The following is a 15,862-nucleotide window of genomic DNA, read 5'->3' as shown; positions in this document are numbered from 1 at the left end:
AACATTCTCGATGAAACAACCTAGTCGAGATCTTGCCACGACTGAACGAAGGAGTTTGGTATGAAGTCATCAACTCGCCTCACGCGCGCGGCTCTGGCTGCGGGCGTGATCGCCGCCAGCGCCGCTTTGGTACTGAGCGGATGCAGCGCCCCGGCGCCCGCCGAGGCAGGATCGAATGCAGAGGGCGACGCCGTCACCGGCGGGATCCTCCGCGTCGCGGGTGGCTCCGACATCGGCGGTTTCGACCCGATCGTCACGCGGTCGACGGGAATCTTCGCGCACCGCGCGCTGACCCGACAGCTCTACATCCTGCCCACCGATGACGACAAGACCGTGGCGCAGACCCCGATGGCCGACCTGGCCACCGACGCACCCGAGATCAGTGCGGACGGGACCGAGTATCGGATCGTGCTGCGCGACGGCGCACAGTGGGACACCGAGCCGGCGCGCGCCATCACCGCCGAGGACGCCGCTCGAGGGTTCAAGCGTCTGTGCAACCCGGTGCGTCCAGGCGGCTCGCTCGACAACTACATCGGCGTGATCAAGGGGATGACCGAGTACTGCGAGGCCTTCGCGAATGTGGCCCCCGAGGTCGGTGCCATCCAGGAGTTCGTCGAGAGCACGGACATCGAGGGCATCGTCGCCGACGGCCAGGAGCTGACGATCACGCTGGAGCACCCCTCCAACGACTTCTCCTATGTTCTGACTCAGCTTGCAGTCGCACCGGTGCCGGAGGAGATCCTCGGTTATCTGCCGGACTCCCCAGAGCTGCGCGAGAACTACATTGCCTCGGGCCCGTACCGCATCGCGGCATACGTGCCCGACCAGAAGCTCACGCTGGAGCGGAACCCTGCATGGACGATCGAGAGTGACCCTTATCGCAAGGCTTACATCGACGGCATCGAGATCGCGATGAACAACACCGACCCGGGTCGAGTGCAGCGCCTCATCGAGACGGGCGAGGCGGACTCGTACTTCGACCAGTCCGTGCCGACGGCGGACCTGCAGCGACTGATGGCCACCAAGGACCCGCAGCTGGTCCAGTTTGAGGACGGGGCGGTCAATCCGTACATCCTGCTCAATCTGCAGTCGCCGAACAATGGCGGGGCACTGGCAGACCTCAAGGTGCGTCAGGCGATCAACTATGCGGTGAACAAGATCGCCGTCGCGCAGGTCGGCGGTGGCCCCGACGTCAAGCAGCCGCACCATCAGCTGCTGAGCGCGGCGGTCGACGGCTATGAACCGTTCAACCTCTACAAGACGCCCGGTGACGAGGGGGATGCGGAGAAGGCGAAGAAGCTCCTCGCCGAGGCCGGCTACCCCGACGGAATCGACCTCAACTTCGTCTACGCTTCCGGATCGCGCTACGACTCCTACGCCCAGGCACTGGAACCCGACCTGCGCGCAGCCGGCATCCGGCTCAACCTCATGCCCACACCCGGGGCCAACGTCGACGGACAGTACGTGCTCAACCGCGATGCGACGGCGGCGGGCAGCTGGGACATCACGCTCAAGGCGCTCTCGCCGAAGTGGATCGGCAACGGTGCACGCACGATGATCATGCCTGGCTTCTACGGCGTCGACTGCGAAGCGAGCACGACGAACCCGACGTGCTACGACAACGACGAGGTCAACGCCCTCATGGAGAAGGCGCGAGGCGAGCAGGATGCTGCCGCTGCCGCCAAGATCTGGGCGCAGGTTGACCGCAAGATCATGGAGGACGCGGCGATCGTGCCTCTCATCTCGGGGAAGATCAGCCTCTACCACAGCAAGCGGCTGCACGGCGGTGCGATCAACCTCGGCTTCAACAACATCGAACCGGGCCTCGTCTGGCTCGAAGACTGATCGCACAAGAACAGCTGGAAGGAAAGCTATGAAGTACTCCGTGCTGCCCAATTCGGGCATGGAAGTCTCGGCGCTGTCGCTCGGATCATATGAGACGTATTCGCGACTGGAGTATCGCCAGATCGTCGACATCGTCTCGCGGGCCCTCGAAGCAGGGATCACCCTCTTCGACGTGGCTCACTACACGCGGGCGCCGCACACCGAGGTGATCCTCTCGCGAGCACTTGAAGACGCTGGCGCCCCCGACACGACCCGCATCATGACGAAGGTGTGGAAGGGGAGCGACCCCGACGCAGATGTCGTCTCTGAACTCAAGGAGACCCTGTTCCGCCTCAAGCGCGACGTGGTCGACATCGTCCTCCTGTACGGTCCGCGCTGGGGAGTCGACGATCCGGTGCAGCACGCCAACGATGCGCGAAAGCTCGTAGACGCCGGCCTCTCTCGCAGTTGGGGCGGAATCAACTGGAGTCCCGAGCACTTCACCACCGTGCTCGACGCCTTCGAAGCGGACTCCGCGCCGCTTCCGGTGCTGATGCAGCTCAAGTACAACGTCGCCCGACGATCGGTCGGTGAGAGCGACGGCTACCGTCGGATCTTCGCTGAGCGCGGCGTGCGGATGCAGGCCTCCGACTCGCTCGAGGGCGGCGTGCTGGCGGGCAAGAGCACCGAGGGCGCAGGCACGACCGCGCGTGTGCTGGGACGCGACCCCGGCCGCATCCGAGAGGACATCGTGGCCGCCATGCCCGAGATCACCCGCATCGCGGACGGCTTCGGCGTCACCACGGCCGAACTCGCGCTGGCGTACGCGCTGGCGTTCGAAGGCACGGGAACCGTGCTGTTCGGGGCGTCCTCCGTGGCGCAACTCGACACGAACCTCAAGTCGGTCGCGCTCGCGGACGCGCACGGCGCGGAGATCCGCGGGCTTCTCGACGAGGCTGTCCAGATCGACGGTCACCGTCTGGATGTTCCTCCGGGGTCGATCGTTCAGCCCGACGAAGATCCCTACCGCGAGCGATGACGCACGTCGACGAGAACCGGCGCGGCGGCGCAGTTCGACCGCCACGGACTGAGGTGATCAGGCGTCCGGTCGAACGCACATCGTGGGCGGTGCTGCGCCGTCTGCTCCGCGATCGCACGAGTGTCATCGCGCTCAGCGTGATCACTCTGCTCGCCCTGGTGGCGCTCTTCGCGCCGGTGATCGTCGCAGCGCTCGGGCAGGATGCGATCACTCCCGATCGCCAGAACGGACTGAGCCCGGCGGGAATCCCCGTCGGGCCTGGCCCGGAGTTCTGGCTGGGAACCGACTTCGTTGGACGCGACGTCCTCTCACGCATCCTGCTGGGAACGACGAACACGTTCGCCATCGCGATCGTGAGCGCGCTCGCAGCCATCGTGATCGGGACGATCATCGGGACGATCGCCGGTCTCTATGGCGGCTTCGTCGACATCGTGCTCTCCGCGATCATCGACTTCGTGGTGGCGCTGCCGTTCCTCGTCATCGCGATGGCCGTGGTCGTGATCCACGGTGCGAGCGTGGGCATCCTCATGCTGACGATCGCGTTCTTCAGCTGGAGCACCGTGGCGCGCATGGTTCGCTCCCTGGTTCTCACGATTCGCGAGCTCGACTACATCAAGGCGGCGACGACACTCGGGGCCAGCGACTTCCGACTGGTGACCCGCCATATTCTGCCCAACATCGCCGGCCCCGTGCTGACCTACGGCAGCCTGCTGATTCCGCAGATCATCGTGATGGAGGCATCGCTCTCCTTCCTCGGGCTCGGCGTTCCGCCCCCGGCGCCGACTTGGGGCGGCATGATCGCCGAGAACCAGGGGAACTACGCCATCGCGTGGTGGTCGATCCTGTTCCCCGCGGTGGCCCTTCTCCTGTCCACGCTCTCATTCAACCTCCTGGGTGACGGGCTGCGAGATGCCCTGGAACCGAACTCGGCCTCGCAACTGCGCCGCGCCAGGCCCCGACGAGAGAGGAAGGTGCGCTCATGACCGGCTACGTGCTGAAGCGATTCTGTGCGTCACTCGCCGTCCTGCTCCTTGTGAGCATCGCGGTCTTCACGCTCTTCTTCGTCGGCACGCCCGGCAGCATCGCGCAGCGGTTCGCCGGTGAAGGCGCGAATCAGACCACGATCGCGCTGGTGGAGAAGACACTCGGGCTTGACCGTCCACTGCCTGTGCAGTACTTCGACTGGCTCGGCAGCATCCTCACGCTCGACTTCGGAATCTCGTTCCGCACCCAGGAGCCCGTGCTGGAGGCGATCCTGTCGCGACTGCCCGCGACCGCATCGCTGGCGCTCGGCGCCGTCGCGCTCGCCGTGCTGATCGCGATCCCGCTGGGAACGCTCGCCGCGACCCGACCCGGAAGCTGGATGGATCGCACGGTCTCGGTGCTGGCGCTCAGCGGATTGTCGGCGCCGACCTTCCTGATCGGCCTCGCACTGTTCTACTTCCTCTTCTTCCAGCTGAGCCAGGTCGGGATCACCATCTTCCCCTCCGGCGGATACGTGCCCTTCACGGAGGACCCGGCCGGGTGGTTCCGGCATCTCATCCTTCCCTGGATGACCATCGCGCTCGTGAACATCGGCGTCTATGCGCGGTTCGTGAGATCCACGATGATCGATGCGCTGCGCACCGATTATGTCTGGTTCGCGCGGGCCAAGGGGATGGGGGAGGCGCGGATCCTCGGACGCCTTGCGCTCAAGCCGTCGCTGGCGCCGCTGATCACGCTGGTCGGTCTTGATCTGGGTGGTCTCCTCGGCGGCACCATCATCACGGAGCGGGTCTGGGGCATCTCAGGCGTCGGATCCTTCGCCGTGAACGGCGTGATGAGTGGCGATCTTCCCGTGGTCATGGGCACCGTGATCTTCGCGGCCCTCTTCATCGTCATCATGAATCTGCTCGTGGACATCGTCTACGCGCTCATCGACCCTCGAGTGCGGCTGCGATGAGCGCTGCACAGAAAGGAGACGGGATGTCATCGCCGACAGTCGGTCTCATCGTTCCCCCGCGCGCCGGAGAGGTGCCGCAGGACGCCCCAGACGTGTACCCGCAGGTTGAGTTCGTGGCCGAGGGACTGGGCCTCCAGGAGATGTCGGTCGCCGGATACGACTCGGTCATCGACGCCGTTCGCGGTGCCGCAGAGCGACTGAGCGCGCAGGGATCGCGCGCGGTGGTGCTGATGGGCACATCGCTGAGCTTCTACCGAGGCAAGGAGTTCAACGACGAGATCGTGCAGACCATGCGTGATGCCACGGGCCTTCCGGTGACGACGATGAGCGCGGCGATCGTCGAGGCTCTGCGTGCTGTGGGTGTGGCCCGTCCAGCTGTCGCATCCGCCTACACCGCGGAGGTGCATGGCAAGCTCCTCGCATTCCTGCGCGAAGAGGGATTTCAGCCCGCGGGAGGCGCGCATCTCTCGATCAGCTCGATCGATGAGGTGCACGCCGTCGAGGGTGAGCGCGTCCATGCACTCGGCATCGAGGCCGTGCAGTCGAGTCAGGATTTCGACGGCATCCTCATCTCCTGCGGTGGCCTGCGCACCGCCGCCGCAGTGACCGCGCTGGAGCTCGCCTACGGGGTGCCCGTCATCTCGTCGCCGCTGGCCGGACTGTGGTCTGCCGTCAGCCTCGTCGCACCGGAGGAGCAGGGCGCGCACGATTCGCAGCTCTTCCGCCTGGTGCGCACATGACCGAGCGGAGCGGGCGCGCCGCGCTCACGGTGACGAACCTCTCGGTGGAGTTCCGCACTGCTGACGGGGTCGCGAATGCCGTCGATGATGTGTCCTTCGGTGTGGACCGCGGCGAGACGCTGGCGATCGTCGGAGAGTCCGGAAGCGGAAAGAGCGTGACCGCGCGAGCGCTGATGGGACTCGTGGGATCGCCGGGGCGGATCAGCGGCGGTTCGATCCGCCTGGGTGAGCAGGAGCTGGTGGGGCTCTCGCCTCGCGCACTGCGTCCGATTCGCGGATCGCGCATCGCGATGGTCTTCCAGGACTCGCTCTCCGCGCTGAATCCCGTCTTCACGGTCGGGCAGCAACTGGAGGAGACCTTCCGGGTGCATTGCAGGATGGGCCGCCGAGAGGCGCGGAGAAGATCGATCGAGCTGCTTGATCGGGTGAGGATCCCGGACGCCGCACGGCGTGTGGATCAGTATCCGCACGAGTTCTCCGGGGGGATGAGGCAGCGAGCGATGATCGCGATGAGCATCGCTCTCGAGCCGGAGATCCTGATCGCCGACGAGCCGACGACGGCGCTCGATGTGACGGTCCAGGCGCAGATCATGGCGCTTCTGTCCGAATTGCAGGCGGAGAGCGAGATGGCGCTCATCCTGATCACGCACGATCTGGGCGTGGTCGCCCAGCAGGCCGATCGCGTCGCCGTCATGTACGCGGGTCGGCTCGCTGAGCAGGCTCCGACGGAGGCCCTCTTCCGCCAGGCGGCGCACGGGTACACGCGCGCTCTGTTGGATGCGATCCCGCGCTTCGAGAGCTCGCACGAGCGACTCGTCTCGATACCGGGATCGGCTCCGCAGCTCGGAAATCGCGGCGCGGGATGCGCCTTCGCTCCGCGTTGCGTCTTCGCAACGGAGGCCTGCGTGCAGGAGCAGCCGTCGATGCGCGACATCGATGAGGCGCATCGATCGGCATGTCATGAGTGGAAGCGGGTGATGGTCGCATGACGGGAAACAGGGAAGAGATGGTCCTGAGCGCGGAGGGTCTGGTGAAGCGCTATCGGACGCGCGGCCAGACCCTGACGGCCGTCGACAACATCGACCTCCATCTGAGAAGAGGCGAGACTCTCGGGATCGTCGGGGAGTCCGGCTGCGGCAAGAGCACGCTCGCACGGTTGCTCATGGGCCTGGAGCAGCCGGATGACGGACATGTCGAGATCGCCGGGAGGAAGATGCCGCGCGGTCGACGCCGCTTCCTCGAGTCGAGTCGCCACGTTCAGATGGTGTTCCAGGACCCGTACACCTCGCTGAACCCGCGCATGACGGTCGGCGATATCGTGCGCGAGCCGTTCGAGATCCACGACAAGCGCATGAGCCGGGCTCAGCGAGAGGAGCGTGTGGTCGATCTGTTGGAGCGCGTCGGGCTGAACGCCGACCACCGCAACCGCTATCCCTCGGAGTTCTCCGGTGGGCAGCGGCAACGTGTCGGGATTGCACGTGCGCTTGCGCTGGAACCGAGGGTCCTCATCTGCGACGAGCCCGTGGCGGCGCTCGACGTCTCTGTGCAGGCGCAGGTCATCAATCTGCTCTCGGATCTGTCGCGCGATCTCGGGCTCAGCTATGTCTTCATCGCTCACGACCTGTCGATCATGCGACAGATCTCTGACCGGATCGCCGTCATGTATCTGGGACGCATCGTCGAGTCCGGTCCTGTCGACGAGGTGTTCGACAGGCCAGCGCATCCCTATACGCGTGCGCTGATCGATGCCGTTCCGGTTCCGGATCCGCGGCAGCGTCGGGGCGCCGAGAAGCTGCTGCAAGGGGACGTCCCCTCCCCTCTGAAGCTGCCCAGTGGCTGTGCATTCCGGACGCGCTGCGATCGCGCGCAGGCGGTCTGTGCGTCGGAACGGCCGAACCTCGCATCAACGGGATCGACGAACCACGCGGCCGCCTGCCACTTTCCCGTCGACATCCCGGTGCGCTCGGGGGCGGGTGCCAGCGGCTAGGGAAGCAGCAGCGCGCGCAGGTCCTGCGCGGACTCCGCGACGGCGATCGCCCCCTCGGCCTCGCTCGGCTCGCCGAATCCCCAAGCCGAGAAGATGACCGGGATTCCGAAGGGCTTCGCGCCGTCGACATCATGGTGGCGGTCGCCGATCAGGACCGGGCGCGAGATGTCGGTGCCGGCGGCGGCGAGGCGCTCCAAGGCGCGGCCGACCACGATCTCTTTGCCCTCATGGTTGCCGGCGGGGCCGGTCGTGGCTGCCGAGACAGCTGTGAACAGCGGGAGCAGCTCATAGTGCTCGAGGATCGCGATGACCTGATTCTCGGGCTTCGTGCTCGCGGTCGACTGGGGGATGCCTGCCGCCTGCACGGCGCGGAGCACGTCCGGAACGCCGGCATAGATGTGCACGGATGCCGCGTAGCCGTCGCGCGCGGCCAGGGCACGGTAACGACGGACGGCCTCTTCCGCGTTCTCCTCATCGAGCCCGGCGAACTCGCGGAACGACAGCGCGAGCGGCGGCCCGATCCAGTGGGACAGCTGCGAAGCATCCGGAGCTTCGATCCCGAAGGTCGCGAGCGTCTCGACGAGTCGCGGGAGGATGCCGGGCGACGCGTCGGCGATCGTGCCGTCCACGTCCCAGAGGATGCAGGTGTAGGGAGAGGCAGACATGCCTCCCAGCCTATGGGCGTTCGCGACGGCTCAGAACAGGCGCGGAGCGCCCGATTCGATGCCCTTCATGTCGTCGTAGTCGAGGACGAGGCACCGGATGCCGCGGTCTTCGGCGAGCACACGGGCCTGGGGCTTGATCTCCTGTGCCGCGAAGACGCCCTGCACGGGGGCGAGGTGCGGGTCGCGGCCCATGAGCTCGAGGTAGCGGGTGAGCTGCTCGACGCCGTCGATGTCGCCGCGGCGCTTCACCTCGACGGCGATGGCGGCGCCCGAGGCATCCCGAACCAGAAGATCGACGGGACCGATCGCGGTGGGGTACTCGCGACGAACGAGCGTGGCGCCATCGGAGATCAGATCGACCTGCTCGGCGAGCAGGCGCTGCAGGTCGGCTTCGACGCCGTCCTTCTGCAGCCCGGGGTCGATGCCGAGCTCGTGCGCCGAGTCGTGCAGCACCTCATAGATCTGCACACGCAGCGCATCGCCGGTCTTCTTGTGCGTCACGCGCCACACCTCGACGACACCCGCGGATGCCTCTTCTTCGCCCGGTTCCTCGTTGGCGAGCGAGCAGGGCGGGCTCATCCAGTTGAGGGGCTTGTAGCTGCCACCATCGGAATGCACGAGCAGCGAGCCGTCTCCCTTGTGCACGAGCAGGCGCGTGGCGAGAGGGAGATGAGCGTTGAGGCGGCCGGTGTAATCCACCGAGCAGCGGGCAATGACAAGACGCACCCGACGAGCCTACTTCGTGTGCGCGCGACGCGCGCGCGTGGTCAGGTGATCGAGTCCAGGAAGGACCCCACGCCGTCGAGGAGGCCGAGTTCGGTCGCTGCAGCACGGGCGATGAGGAACCCCAGGATGCCCACGATCCACGCCGTGTTCTCGGCACCGGTGCGCTGCATCCAGGCGGCCAGTCGCTCCAGCGGACCCTGCACGATGCCCGCGGCGACGAGGCGGAGCACCAGCAGGACCAGCGCCGGAACGGTCATCAGCACGCAATAGCCGACGAGGGAGGCCACCCGCATCGGCGTGCTCACGCCCGAATCCGCGAGCATCGTCATCGCCATGATGTACGGCAGCATCGTGGCCACCTCGACGAGGCCGGCCGCCAATGCGACGACCATGACGGCGGAGCCGCGCGTCTGGGGATCGAGCAGCCGCGCACGCCAGCGCGTGACCCTCCCTTCCGGAGCCGTGGGGCCCGCGTCCGGCGACGGGGCGGGAGCGGCCGTCGACGCGCTCAGGCTCGTGCCGGCGACCCAGGAGTCAGAAGCGGTGGCCGAGGAGGCGCTGATCGAGGAGGCCGAGGGCGCGGCCGACACATCCGCTGTCTTCTTTCCGCTGGGGATCAGGAATGACGTGATCAGCAACGCGATTCCGATCACCAGGCGGATGCTGATCCCGACCGGCGACGCGAGGAAGTCGGCGGCCACGTCGACGACATTCACCAGGCCCCAGAGGAAGAGCAGGCCGACGAGGAAGTAGAAAGCCGCGATCGTCGCGAGATACAGCAGGATGCGCCCCACGCGCACCCGCCCCGGGCTCAGCAGCAGGAAGACGGGAATGAGCAGCGTGCCGATGCTCAGACTGTCGACGAGCGCCAGTATCGCCAGCGCGAGGGGTAGAGGCAGTCCTCCGAAGATCTCCATGCCCTCAGCCTCACAATGCGAGCCCGTTTGGAGATCGGGCGAAAGTCCCGACTTCCTGCGCGGCCGCTCATACCTTCGGCGGATGCGACGGGGTGTCCGGCATGGTTGCATGAAGTCATGTCACAGGCGGGATCGTGGATTCGCGAGGCGTATCAGCGGCACCGCCTCGTGCTCGATGCGCTGGGCGTCGTGCTGTTCAGCGTGCTGATCGCCGCGCTCGGGGTCGGCGGAAGCTGGCGTTTCATGCCGCTTGCGATCGAGGGGCTGTCCTCCTGGGCGACGCTTCTCACGGTGCTCCCTGCCGCAGTGTTCATGCTGACCAAGCGCCGTGCGCCGCTGTTCTCTCTGATCGGTGCGACCGTCGTCTTCACGATCGACCTGCTCACCGTCGGCGGCATCGGACCGCTTCTTGTGCTCCTGGACGTGCTCTGGTCCATGGCCTTCCAGGCATCCCCTGCTGTTCGCCGACGCCTGCTGTGGGCCATCGTCATCGCCGTGATCGTCATCTTCGCAGGAGCACTGCTGATGGCGCGGATGCCGTTCCCGGTCGCGCTGCTCACGGCGGCTCAGTTCGGGGCGATCTTCGGCACCGACTACTGGTGGGCGGTCGCGATGGCCCAGGCGAACGAGCTCGCAGAGCTGCACCGCCAGCGCGCGGATGCGGCGGCCGAAGCCGCGGAGCGCGACCGTGAGGAGGCCATCCGTGAGGAACGCGAGACGATGGCGAAGGAACTCCACGATGTCGTCGCCGGGCACGTGCTGGCCATGGCGATCCGCGCCGAGGCGGCGCTGTCGACCGCGCCTGCGCAGGAGCGCGACCGGGCGGCGCTTCGGGCGGTGCGCGACGCCGGGCTCGACGCGCACCGGGCGCTGCGCAGCATGATCACGGTGCTGCGGCACGGCGAGGGCGATCCACTCTCCACGCCCCGGTTGGCAGATCTCGATGCGATCATCGACGACGCGCGCCGATCGGGCCTGCAGGTCACCGCGGCCATCGAGACCGTCACGCCGCTGTCGTCTGCGGCCGAGCAGACGGTGGTTCGGACAATCCGTGAGGCTCTCGTGAACTGTGTTCGGCACGCAAGCGGCGCGGAGGTCGATGTGTTTCTCGCCACCGAGGACGAAACGGTGCGCGTGCGCGTGATCTCGCGCGGGGGCACGTCATTCACGGTTCCCGGCTACAGCGGCAGCGGGTGGGGGCTCAGCATGCTGAAGGAGCGGGTGGGGATGCTGGGCGGCACGCTGCATGCGGGCCCGATCGCCCGCGGATGGTCGGTGGATGCGGTGCTTCCGCGAGAGGTGGCGGCATGAGTGCGCCGACGGTGCTGCTCGCCGACGATCACGGGGCGATCCGAGCCGGCTTGCGGATCATGCTCGAAGCGCACGGAGTCGAGGTTGTCGGCGAGGCCGCGGACGGCGATGTGGCGGTGCGCAATGCGCAGTCGCTTCGCCCGGACGTCGTGCTCATGGATTTGCGGATGCCCGGCCGTGACGGCGTCTCGGCGACGAGAGAGATCGTCGAACGCGGTCTCAGTGACGTCCTCGTGCTGACGAGTTTCGATGAGGACGAGCTGGTCTTCGGCGCATTGCGCGCGGGCGCGGCAGGGTTCCTGCTCAAGACCGTCGATGCCCCGACGCTCGTGCAGGCTGTGCACGCAGTCGCGGCTGGCGACGGGGCGCTGGATCCGAAAGTCACGCGCCGTGCGCTCGCACTGGTCGTGCGGGATGCGCCGGATGCTGCGCCCGATCCTGCAGATCAGCCCGAGCTCACGACGCGGGAACGCGAGGTGCTCGACGGCATCCTGAACGGGTGGTCGAATCGTCAGCTCGCCGATCGACTGGGTATCTCTCTTCCGACCGTGAAGACGCACGTGTCGAACGTGCTCGCCAAGCTCGGCGCGGAGAGCCGCTCGCATGCAGCGGCGCTCGCGCGCAGACCCCGCGCCTAGGTGGTCGGCGTCTTCTCGTCCTCGCGCAGCGGACGGGCGGCGCCCGAGAAGAGACCGGATGCCACGGCCAGCACGACCAGGATGTACAGCGTGTTCAGCAGGCCGATGTGCTCGCTGATGAAGCCGAGCACCGGCGGGCCCCCGAGGAAGGAGATGTAGCCGATCGTGGCGGCAGCGCTCACGCGCGCGGCGGCCTTCGCCGGGTCGTCCGCGGCGGCGGACATCCCCAACGGGAATCCGAGCGACGCACCGATGCCCCAGAGTGCGGCGCCGAGGAAGACCATCGGAATCGACGGCGCGAGGATGAACAGCAGGATGCCCGCGGCCGCCGTCAATGCGAGAACTCGCAGCACGATCACTCTGCCGAGGCGGTCGACGAGGGGGCCGCCGAAGATGCGCACGGTCGTCATCGCGACGGAGAACACGGCGAGTGCCGCCGCGCCCAGAGCAGGCGTGCCGCCCGCGTGCTCCTCGGCCACTCCGAGGGCGAGCCAGTCGTTGGCGCCGCCCTCGGCGAACGACATGCCGAGCATGACCACGCCCAGCGCATAGGTGCGCGGCTCCCGCCAGGCTGAGAGTGCCACGTGCATCCGCTCGCGCCAGTGGACCTTCTCGGTGTCGCCCTCGACGGGGTCGAGCGTCTCGGCCCGGCCCGGGACGTTGGCGACGCTGACAGCGCCGATCACGAAGATCAGGACTCCGACGGTCACGGCGTGCGCGAAGACGGAGATTTGCCACAGGGCGGCGAGGGCGCCGATGCCTGCGCCGATGACGGTGCCGAAGCTGAAGAAGGCGTGGAACAGCGGAAGGATCGTCTTGCCGGAGTGCTGCTCGATCGCGGTGGCCTCGACGTTCATCATGACGTCGACGCACCCATTGCCGAGTCCGAACAGCACGAGCCCCAGCAGCACGACCTGGAAGGAGCCGAAGACGTTCGCTCCGATTCCGATGAGGGCGACGCCGGTCGCGAAGGTCGTGATCGAGAGGATCATCCCGAGCCGGGCGCCGGTGCGCGCCAGCACGGCAGGGCTCGACGAGATGCCGATGATGGAGGCGATGCCTGCGCCGAGCAGGAGCATTCCGACCTGCGCTTTGTCGACCTCGAGGGCGAGGCGGATGTCTGGCACGCGCGATGCCCAGGTGGCGATCGAGAGGCCGCTGGAAAAGAAGATCGCGAAGATCGCGGTACGCCAGCGCACGTAGACCGGGCGGGTGAGGGTGGCATCCATGGAATCCATCGTATCGAAACGATTCGATGCTGCAGAAGGGGCGCGGTATTCTCCTTTCTATGAGCACGACCGAGACGAACCGCACGCCGGCGCCCCGCCGAGCGACGATCGCCGACGTCGCTCGAGCCGCCGGAGTCTCCGGTTCCACCGCCTCGGTGGTCTTCAGCGGCAAGACCAAGGTGTCGGATGCGACCAGGCAGCGCGTGCTGGATGCGGCGGCCGAACTGGGCTACGCCGGGCCCGATCCACGGGCCGCCTCATTGCGCACGGGCCGCAGCGGCATCGTCGCCGTCGTCCTCGAAGAGCACCTGCGCACTGCCTTCCTCGATCCCGTGAAGACCGCCACGATGGACGGCCTCACCGACGCACTCGCGACACTCGGCTCCGGCGTGCTCCTGCTGCGCCATGATCCCGGTGGCGAGAACCCCGTCACCCTCGACACCGCGCCCGTCGACGCGGTCGTGCTCCTGAGTTGCACGCCCCGCACTTATGAGAGCCTCGACGTCATCCGCGCCCGCGGGCTGCCGGTCGTCGTGATCGAAGGCGACGGCGGAGCGGATGCCGCGCACGTCGAACTCGACAGCGACGAAGCATCCGCGCAGCTCAACACGCATCTCCGCGACCTCGGCCATGAAGACGTCGCGATCGTCACTCTTCCGTTCGGGCTGGACCTCGAACGCGGTTTCGTCACCGAGGGCCAGATCGCGCGCATCCGCGTCGAGATCACCGCGCGCCGCCTGCGCGATGTGCGGCAGGCCTTCCCGGAGGCGCAGGTCGTCCACAGTGAGGGCAGCTTCATCGACGAGGGAGTGCTCGCCGGGCGTCTGCTGCTCGACGTGCCCGAAGACGGATCGCGTCTGCGGCCGACGGCGATCATCGCACAGAGTGACCTGCTCGCTGCGGGGGTCGTGCGCGCAGCGGAAGAACTCGGTCTGCGTGTGCCCGAAGATGTGAGCGTGACCGGCTTCGACGGTGTGGAAGTGGACGGCCTCGGTGGCCACGTGCTCACCACGGTCGTGCAGCCATCGGCAGAGAAGGGTCGCGCGGCCGGTGCTGCGGTGGCGCGGATGCTACGCGGTGAGCCGCCAAGCTCGCAGCTGCTGAACTGCACGTTCCGCATCGGCACCACCACGGGCCCAGCGCCGCGGGGCTAGGACCTCTGCGGGCCGAGGGGCGCGGGTTCGGGAAGCTGCGCGATCGTGTAGCGACCGCAGGAGACCTCGGTGGCTGTGGCTCGTCCCGGTACGTTCCAGGCCACAGTCTGCGCATCCTCGATCAGGAACGTGACGGCGTCGACCGAGAAGTCGCCCCGATCGACGAGCCAGGCGTAGGCGTTGAGCTCGTGGTCGACTTGCACGAGCTGGGATGGATCGGCGAGGAATGCTTTCGGCAGTCGGACCGTCCAGAACTGCCCTGCACCGCTCTGCTTGGGGTGTGCGGTGATCCAGTCGGTCACGCAGGCGAGGTCGGGATCCGGATGCTGCACCGCGGTGCGGATGCGCTGCGTGCTGAGGACCGCGGTGAGAAGCAGCACGATCGAGAGGGTCACCCCAAGGACCATGTGCAGTCGGCGAGGTAGTGGCGCGCGAGGCAGACACAGCACGGCGAGGAGAGGCGCCCACACGACAGGCTGCAGGTAACGCGCGGAATGCGTTCCCATCGCGATCATCCCGACGATCACCACGGCGGGGATGAGCCAGGACGCCATCGCGACGAGGAGCGTGCCTGAATCGCGGACGTGCAGCGTGCGCTCGATCCCGAGCCCGAGGAGACCGATGACGAGCAGCACGGCCAGGAAGCCCGGGGGAGCGCTCAGCCGCTCGCCGAGCAGGGCAAGGTAGGTGCTCGTCGCGTCGAGCCAGCGCGCGGGCTGGGCGTAGGCCGCGCTCGTGTTCGCGATCCATGCCGAAAGCGGAATGCGACCGAGGTAGCCGAGCGTCGATCCTCCGACAAGCAGAACGAGCTCCCGCCGTGCGAGCACATCGCCGCGGATCATCCGCCAGCCCAGCAGCAATGAGAGCGGCGCTGTCGCCCAAGCGAGGAACAGCGGGTTCGACATCGCGGAGATGAACGCGACCACTGTGAGGGTGATCAGCAGAGCGGTGCCATGACGGGGGTGGTCACGATGGCGACGCAGCGCGCCGACGGTGAACAGCATCGCTGCGACAGTTCCGACGTAGTAGGTGGATGTCAGCGAGAGCGAGGCCAACTCGAGGGAGTCGCGAGACGCAGAGAACTCACTTGCGGAAAGGAGTCCGAACAGGCCGAGCGCAGCGAGGGCCATGACGATCGGTGATCGTCCCTTTCCGCGGGATCCGGCCGCGAAGCGGAGGGCGCCATAGAGCAACGCAACATTGATCACGGCGCTCACCGCAAGCACGCCGAACAGATTCATGCCGAGAAGGGAATGTGCAACGAGCCAGAGCGGAAGGAACACGGCGACCTCGGGGAGGAAGAGCACCGGCGACATGGCCCACTGCGTCGCCGAACCCTCGACGAGGGATCGGGTCACGAGCGCGACGACGAGGGAATCCGCATCGCGGAACAGCACCTCGGATCGCGCCGTGGACGCCACTTGACCGACGATGACCACCGCGATTGCAACAGCCGCCGTCCATCCACTGATCTCCGCCAGAGCCGGTCGCAGGTGAGTCACCGCTCCATTCTGCGGGGCCGCGGCGAGGAATTGTCGAGAAATGTTGAGCGCGCCGTTTCACGTGAAACGCCTGTTGGGCGCTGGTTGCCGACGGGTGATCCGATGTGTCTTTCGCATGTTTCTGTCCCCCAAACGGTCGGGACCGGCCTGGTTTCCCCGTAAAATAGACGAGTACCGCCCGCCTGAGT

15 protein-coding genes are annotated in these 15,862 nt (G+C 67.1%); 10 read left to right on the top strand and 5 right to left on the bottom strand.

Annotated elements, in window-relative coordinates:
• Positions 1-60: 60 nt before the first annotated feature.
• Genes AC1REM_RS02985 through AC1REM_RS02955 form a run of 7 tightly spaced genes read left to right on the top strand, consistent with a single transcriptional unit; the run spans position 61 to position 7,532 of the window.
• The gene (locus tag AC1REM_RS02985; protein ID WP_492513262.1) at positions 61-1,845 is read left to right on the top strand and encodes an ABC transporter substrate-binding protein; all 1,785 of its coding nucleotides are present in this window, start codon (positions 61-63) and stop codon (positions 1,843-1,845) included.
• Positions 1,846-1,873: 28 nt separating this feature from the next.
• Complete coding sequence (locus tag AC1REM_RS02980; protein ID WP_492513261.1) at positions 1,874-2,863, top strand: aldo/keto reductase; 990 nt, start codon at positions 1,874-1,876, stop codon at positions 2,861-2,863.
• 53 nt (positions 2,864-2,916) lie between these two features.
• A complete protein-coding gene (locus AC1REM_RS02975; protein WP_492513260.1) occupies positions 2,917-3,846 on the top strand; it encodes an ABC transporter permease in 930 nt (309 codons plus the stop codon).
• On the top strand, positions 3,843-4,805 hold the full coding sequence (locus tag AC1REM_RS02970) for an ABC transporter permease (RefSeq protein WP_492513259.1): 963 nt from the start codon (positions 3,843-3,845) through the stop codon (positions 4,803-4,805). Before AC1REM_RS02975 ends, AC1REM_RS02970 begins: the two co-directional genes overlap by 4 nt.
• Before the next feature lie 23 nt (positions 4,806-4,828).
• Positions 4,829-5,545 carry an arylmalonate decarboxylase gene (locus AC1REM_RS02965; protein ID WP_492513258.1) on the top strand — a complete coding sequence of 239 codons (717 nt, stop codon included), beginning with the start codon at positions 4,829-4,831 and terminating at the stop codon, positions 5,543-5,545.
• Positions 5,542-6,534, top strand: a complete 993-nt coding sequence (locus tag AC1REM_RS02960) for an ABC transporter ATP-binding protein (protein ID WP_492513257.1) — start codon at positions 5,542-5,544, stop codon at positions 6,532-6,534. Before AC1REM_RS02965 ends, AC1REM_RS02960 begins: the two co-directional genes overlap by 4 nt.
• The gene (locus AC1REM_RS02955) at positions 6,531-7,532 is read left to right on the top strand and encodes an ABC transporter ATP-binding protein (RefSeq protein ID WP_492513256.1); all 1,002 of its coding nucleotides are present in this window, start codon (positions 6,531-6,533) and stop codon (positions 7,530-7,532) included. Before AC1REM_RS02960 ends, AC1REM_RS02955 begins: the two co-directional genes overlap by 4 nt.
• Here AC1REM_RS02955 and AC1REM_RS02950 read toward each other — a convergent pair.
• Genes AC1REM_RS02950 through AC1REM_RS02940 form a run of 3 tightly spaced genes read right to left on the bottom strand, consistent with a single transcriptional unit; the run spans position 7,529 to position 9,840 of the window.
• A complete protein-coding gene (locus tag AC1REM_RS02950) occupies positions 7,529-8,197 on the bottom strand; it encodes an HAD hydrolase-like protein (RefSeq protein ID WP_492513255.1) in 669 nt (222 codons plus the stop codon). The genes AC1REM_RS02955 and AC1REM_RS02950 overlap by 4 nt on opposite strands.
• Positions 8,198-8,227: 30 nt before the next feature.
• Entirely contained in the window at positions 8,228-8,923 is a 696-nt protein-coding gene (gene nucS / locus AC1REM_RS02945) for an endonuclease NucS (protein WP_204938525.1), read from the bottom strand.
• A 41-nt stretch (positions 8,924-8,964) separates the two neighbouring features.
• A complete protein-coding gene (locus AC1REM_RS02940) occupies positions 8,965-9,840 on the bottom strand; it encodes a GAP family protein (protein WP_492513254.1) in 876 nt (291 codons plus the stop codon).
• 117 nt (positions 9,841-9,957) lie between these two features.
• Here AC1REM_RS02940 and AC1REM_RS02935 point away from each other — a divergent pair, with 117 nt between their 5' ends.
• Both AC1REM_RS02935 and AC1REM_RS02930 read left to right on the top strand, forming a co-directional pair.
• The gene (locus AC1REM_RS02935) at positions 9,958-11,151 is read left to right on the top strand and encodes a sensor histidine kinase (protein WP_492513253.1); all 1,194 of its coding nucleotides are present in this window, start codon (positions 9,958-9,960) and stop codon (positions 11,149-11,151) included.
• A complete protein-coding gene (locus AC1REM_RS02930; protein ID WP_492513252.1) occupies positions 11,148-11,789 on the top strand; it encodes a response regulator transcription factor in 642 nt (213 codons plus the stop codon). Before AC1REM_RS02935 ends, AC1REM_RS02930 begins: the two co-directional genes overlap by 4 nt.
• On the opposite strand, the gene AC1REM_RS02925 is transcribed toward AC1REM_RS02930, so the two are convergent.
• Complete coding sequence (locus AC1REM_RS02925; protein ID WP_492513251.1) at positions 11,786-13,018, bottom strand: MFS transporter; 1,233 nt, start codon at positions 13,016-13,018, stop codon at positions 11,786-11,788. The genes AC1REM_RS02930 and AC1REM_RS02925 overlap by 4 nt on opposite strands.
• Positions 13,019-13,077: 59 nt before the next feature.
• Between AC1REM_RS02925 and AC1REM_RS02920 the strand changes: the two genes are divergently transcribed.
• Entirely contained in the window at positions 13,078-14,172 is a 1,095-nt protein-coding gene (locus AC1REM_RS02920) for a LacI family DNA-binding transcriptional regulator (RefSeq protein ID WP_492513250.1), read from the top strand.
• Here the strand turns inward: AC1REM_RS02920 and AC1REM_RS02915 are convergent.
• Positions 14,169-15,674 carry a hypothetical protein gene (locus AC1REM_RS02915; protein ID WP_492513249.1) on the bottom strand — a complete coding sequence of 502 codons (1,506 nt, stop codon included), beginning with the start codon at positions 15,672-15,674 and terminating at the stop codon, positions 14,169-14,171. The two genes, AC1REM_RS02920 and AC1REM_RS02915, sit on opposite strands and share 4 nt — an antisense overlap.
• Positions 15,675-15,862: the final 188 nt, after the last annotated feature.

The sequence above is a fragment of the Microbacterium sp. GW823-FHT02G05 genome (genome assembly GCF_058797175.1).
Note: the sequence above shows the minus strand (reverse complement) of the source record. Positions and strands in the feature narration are given on the sequence as shown.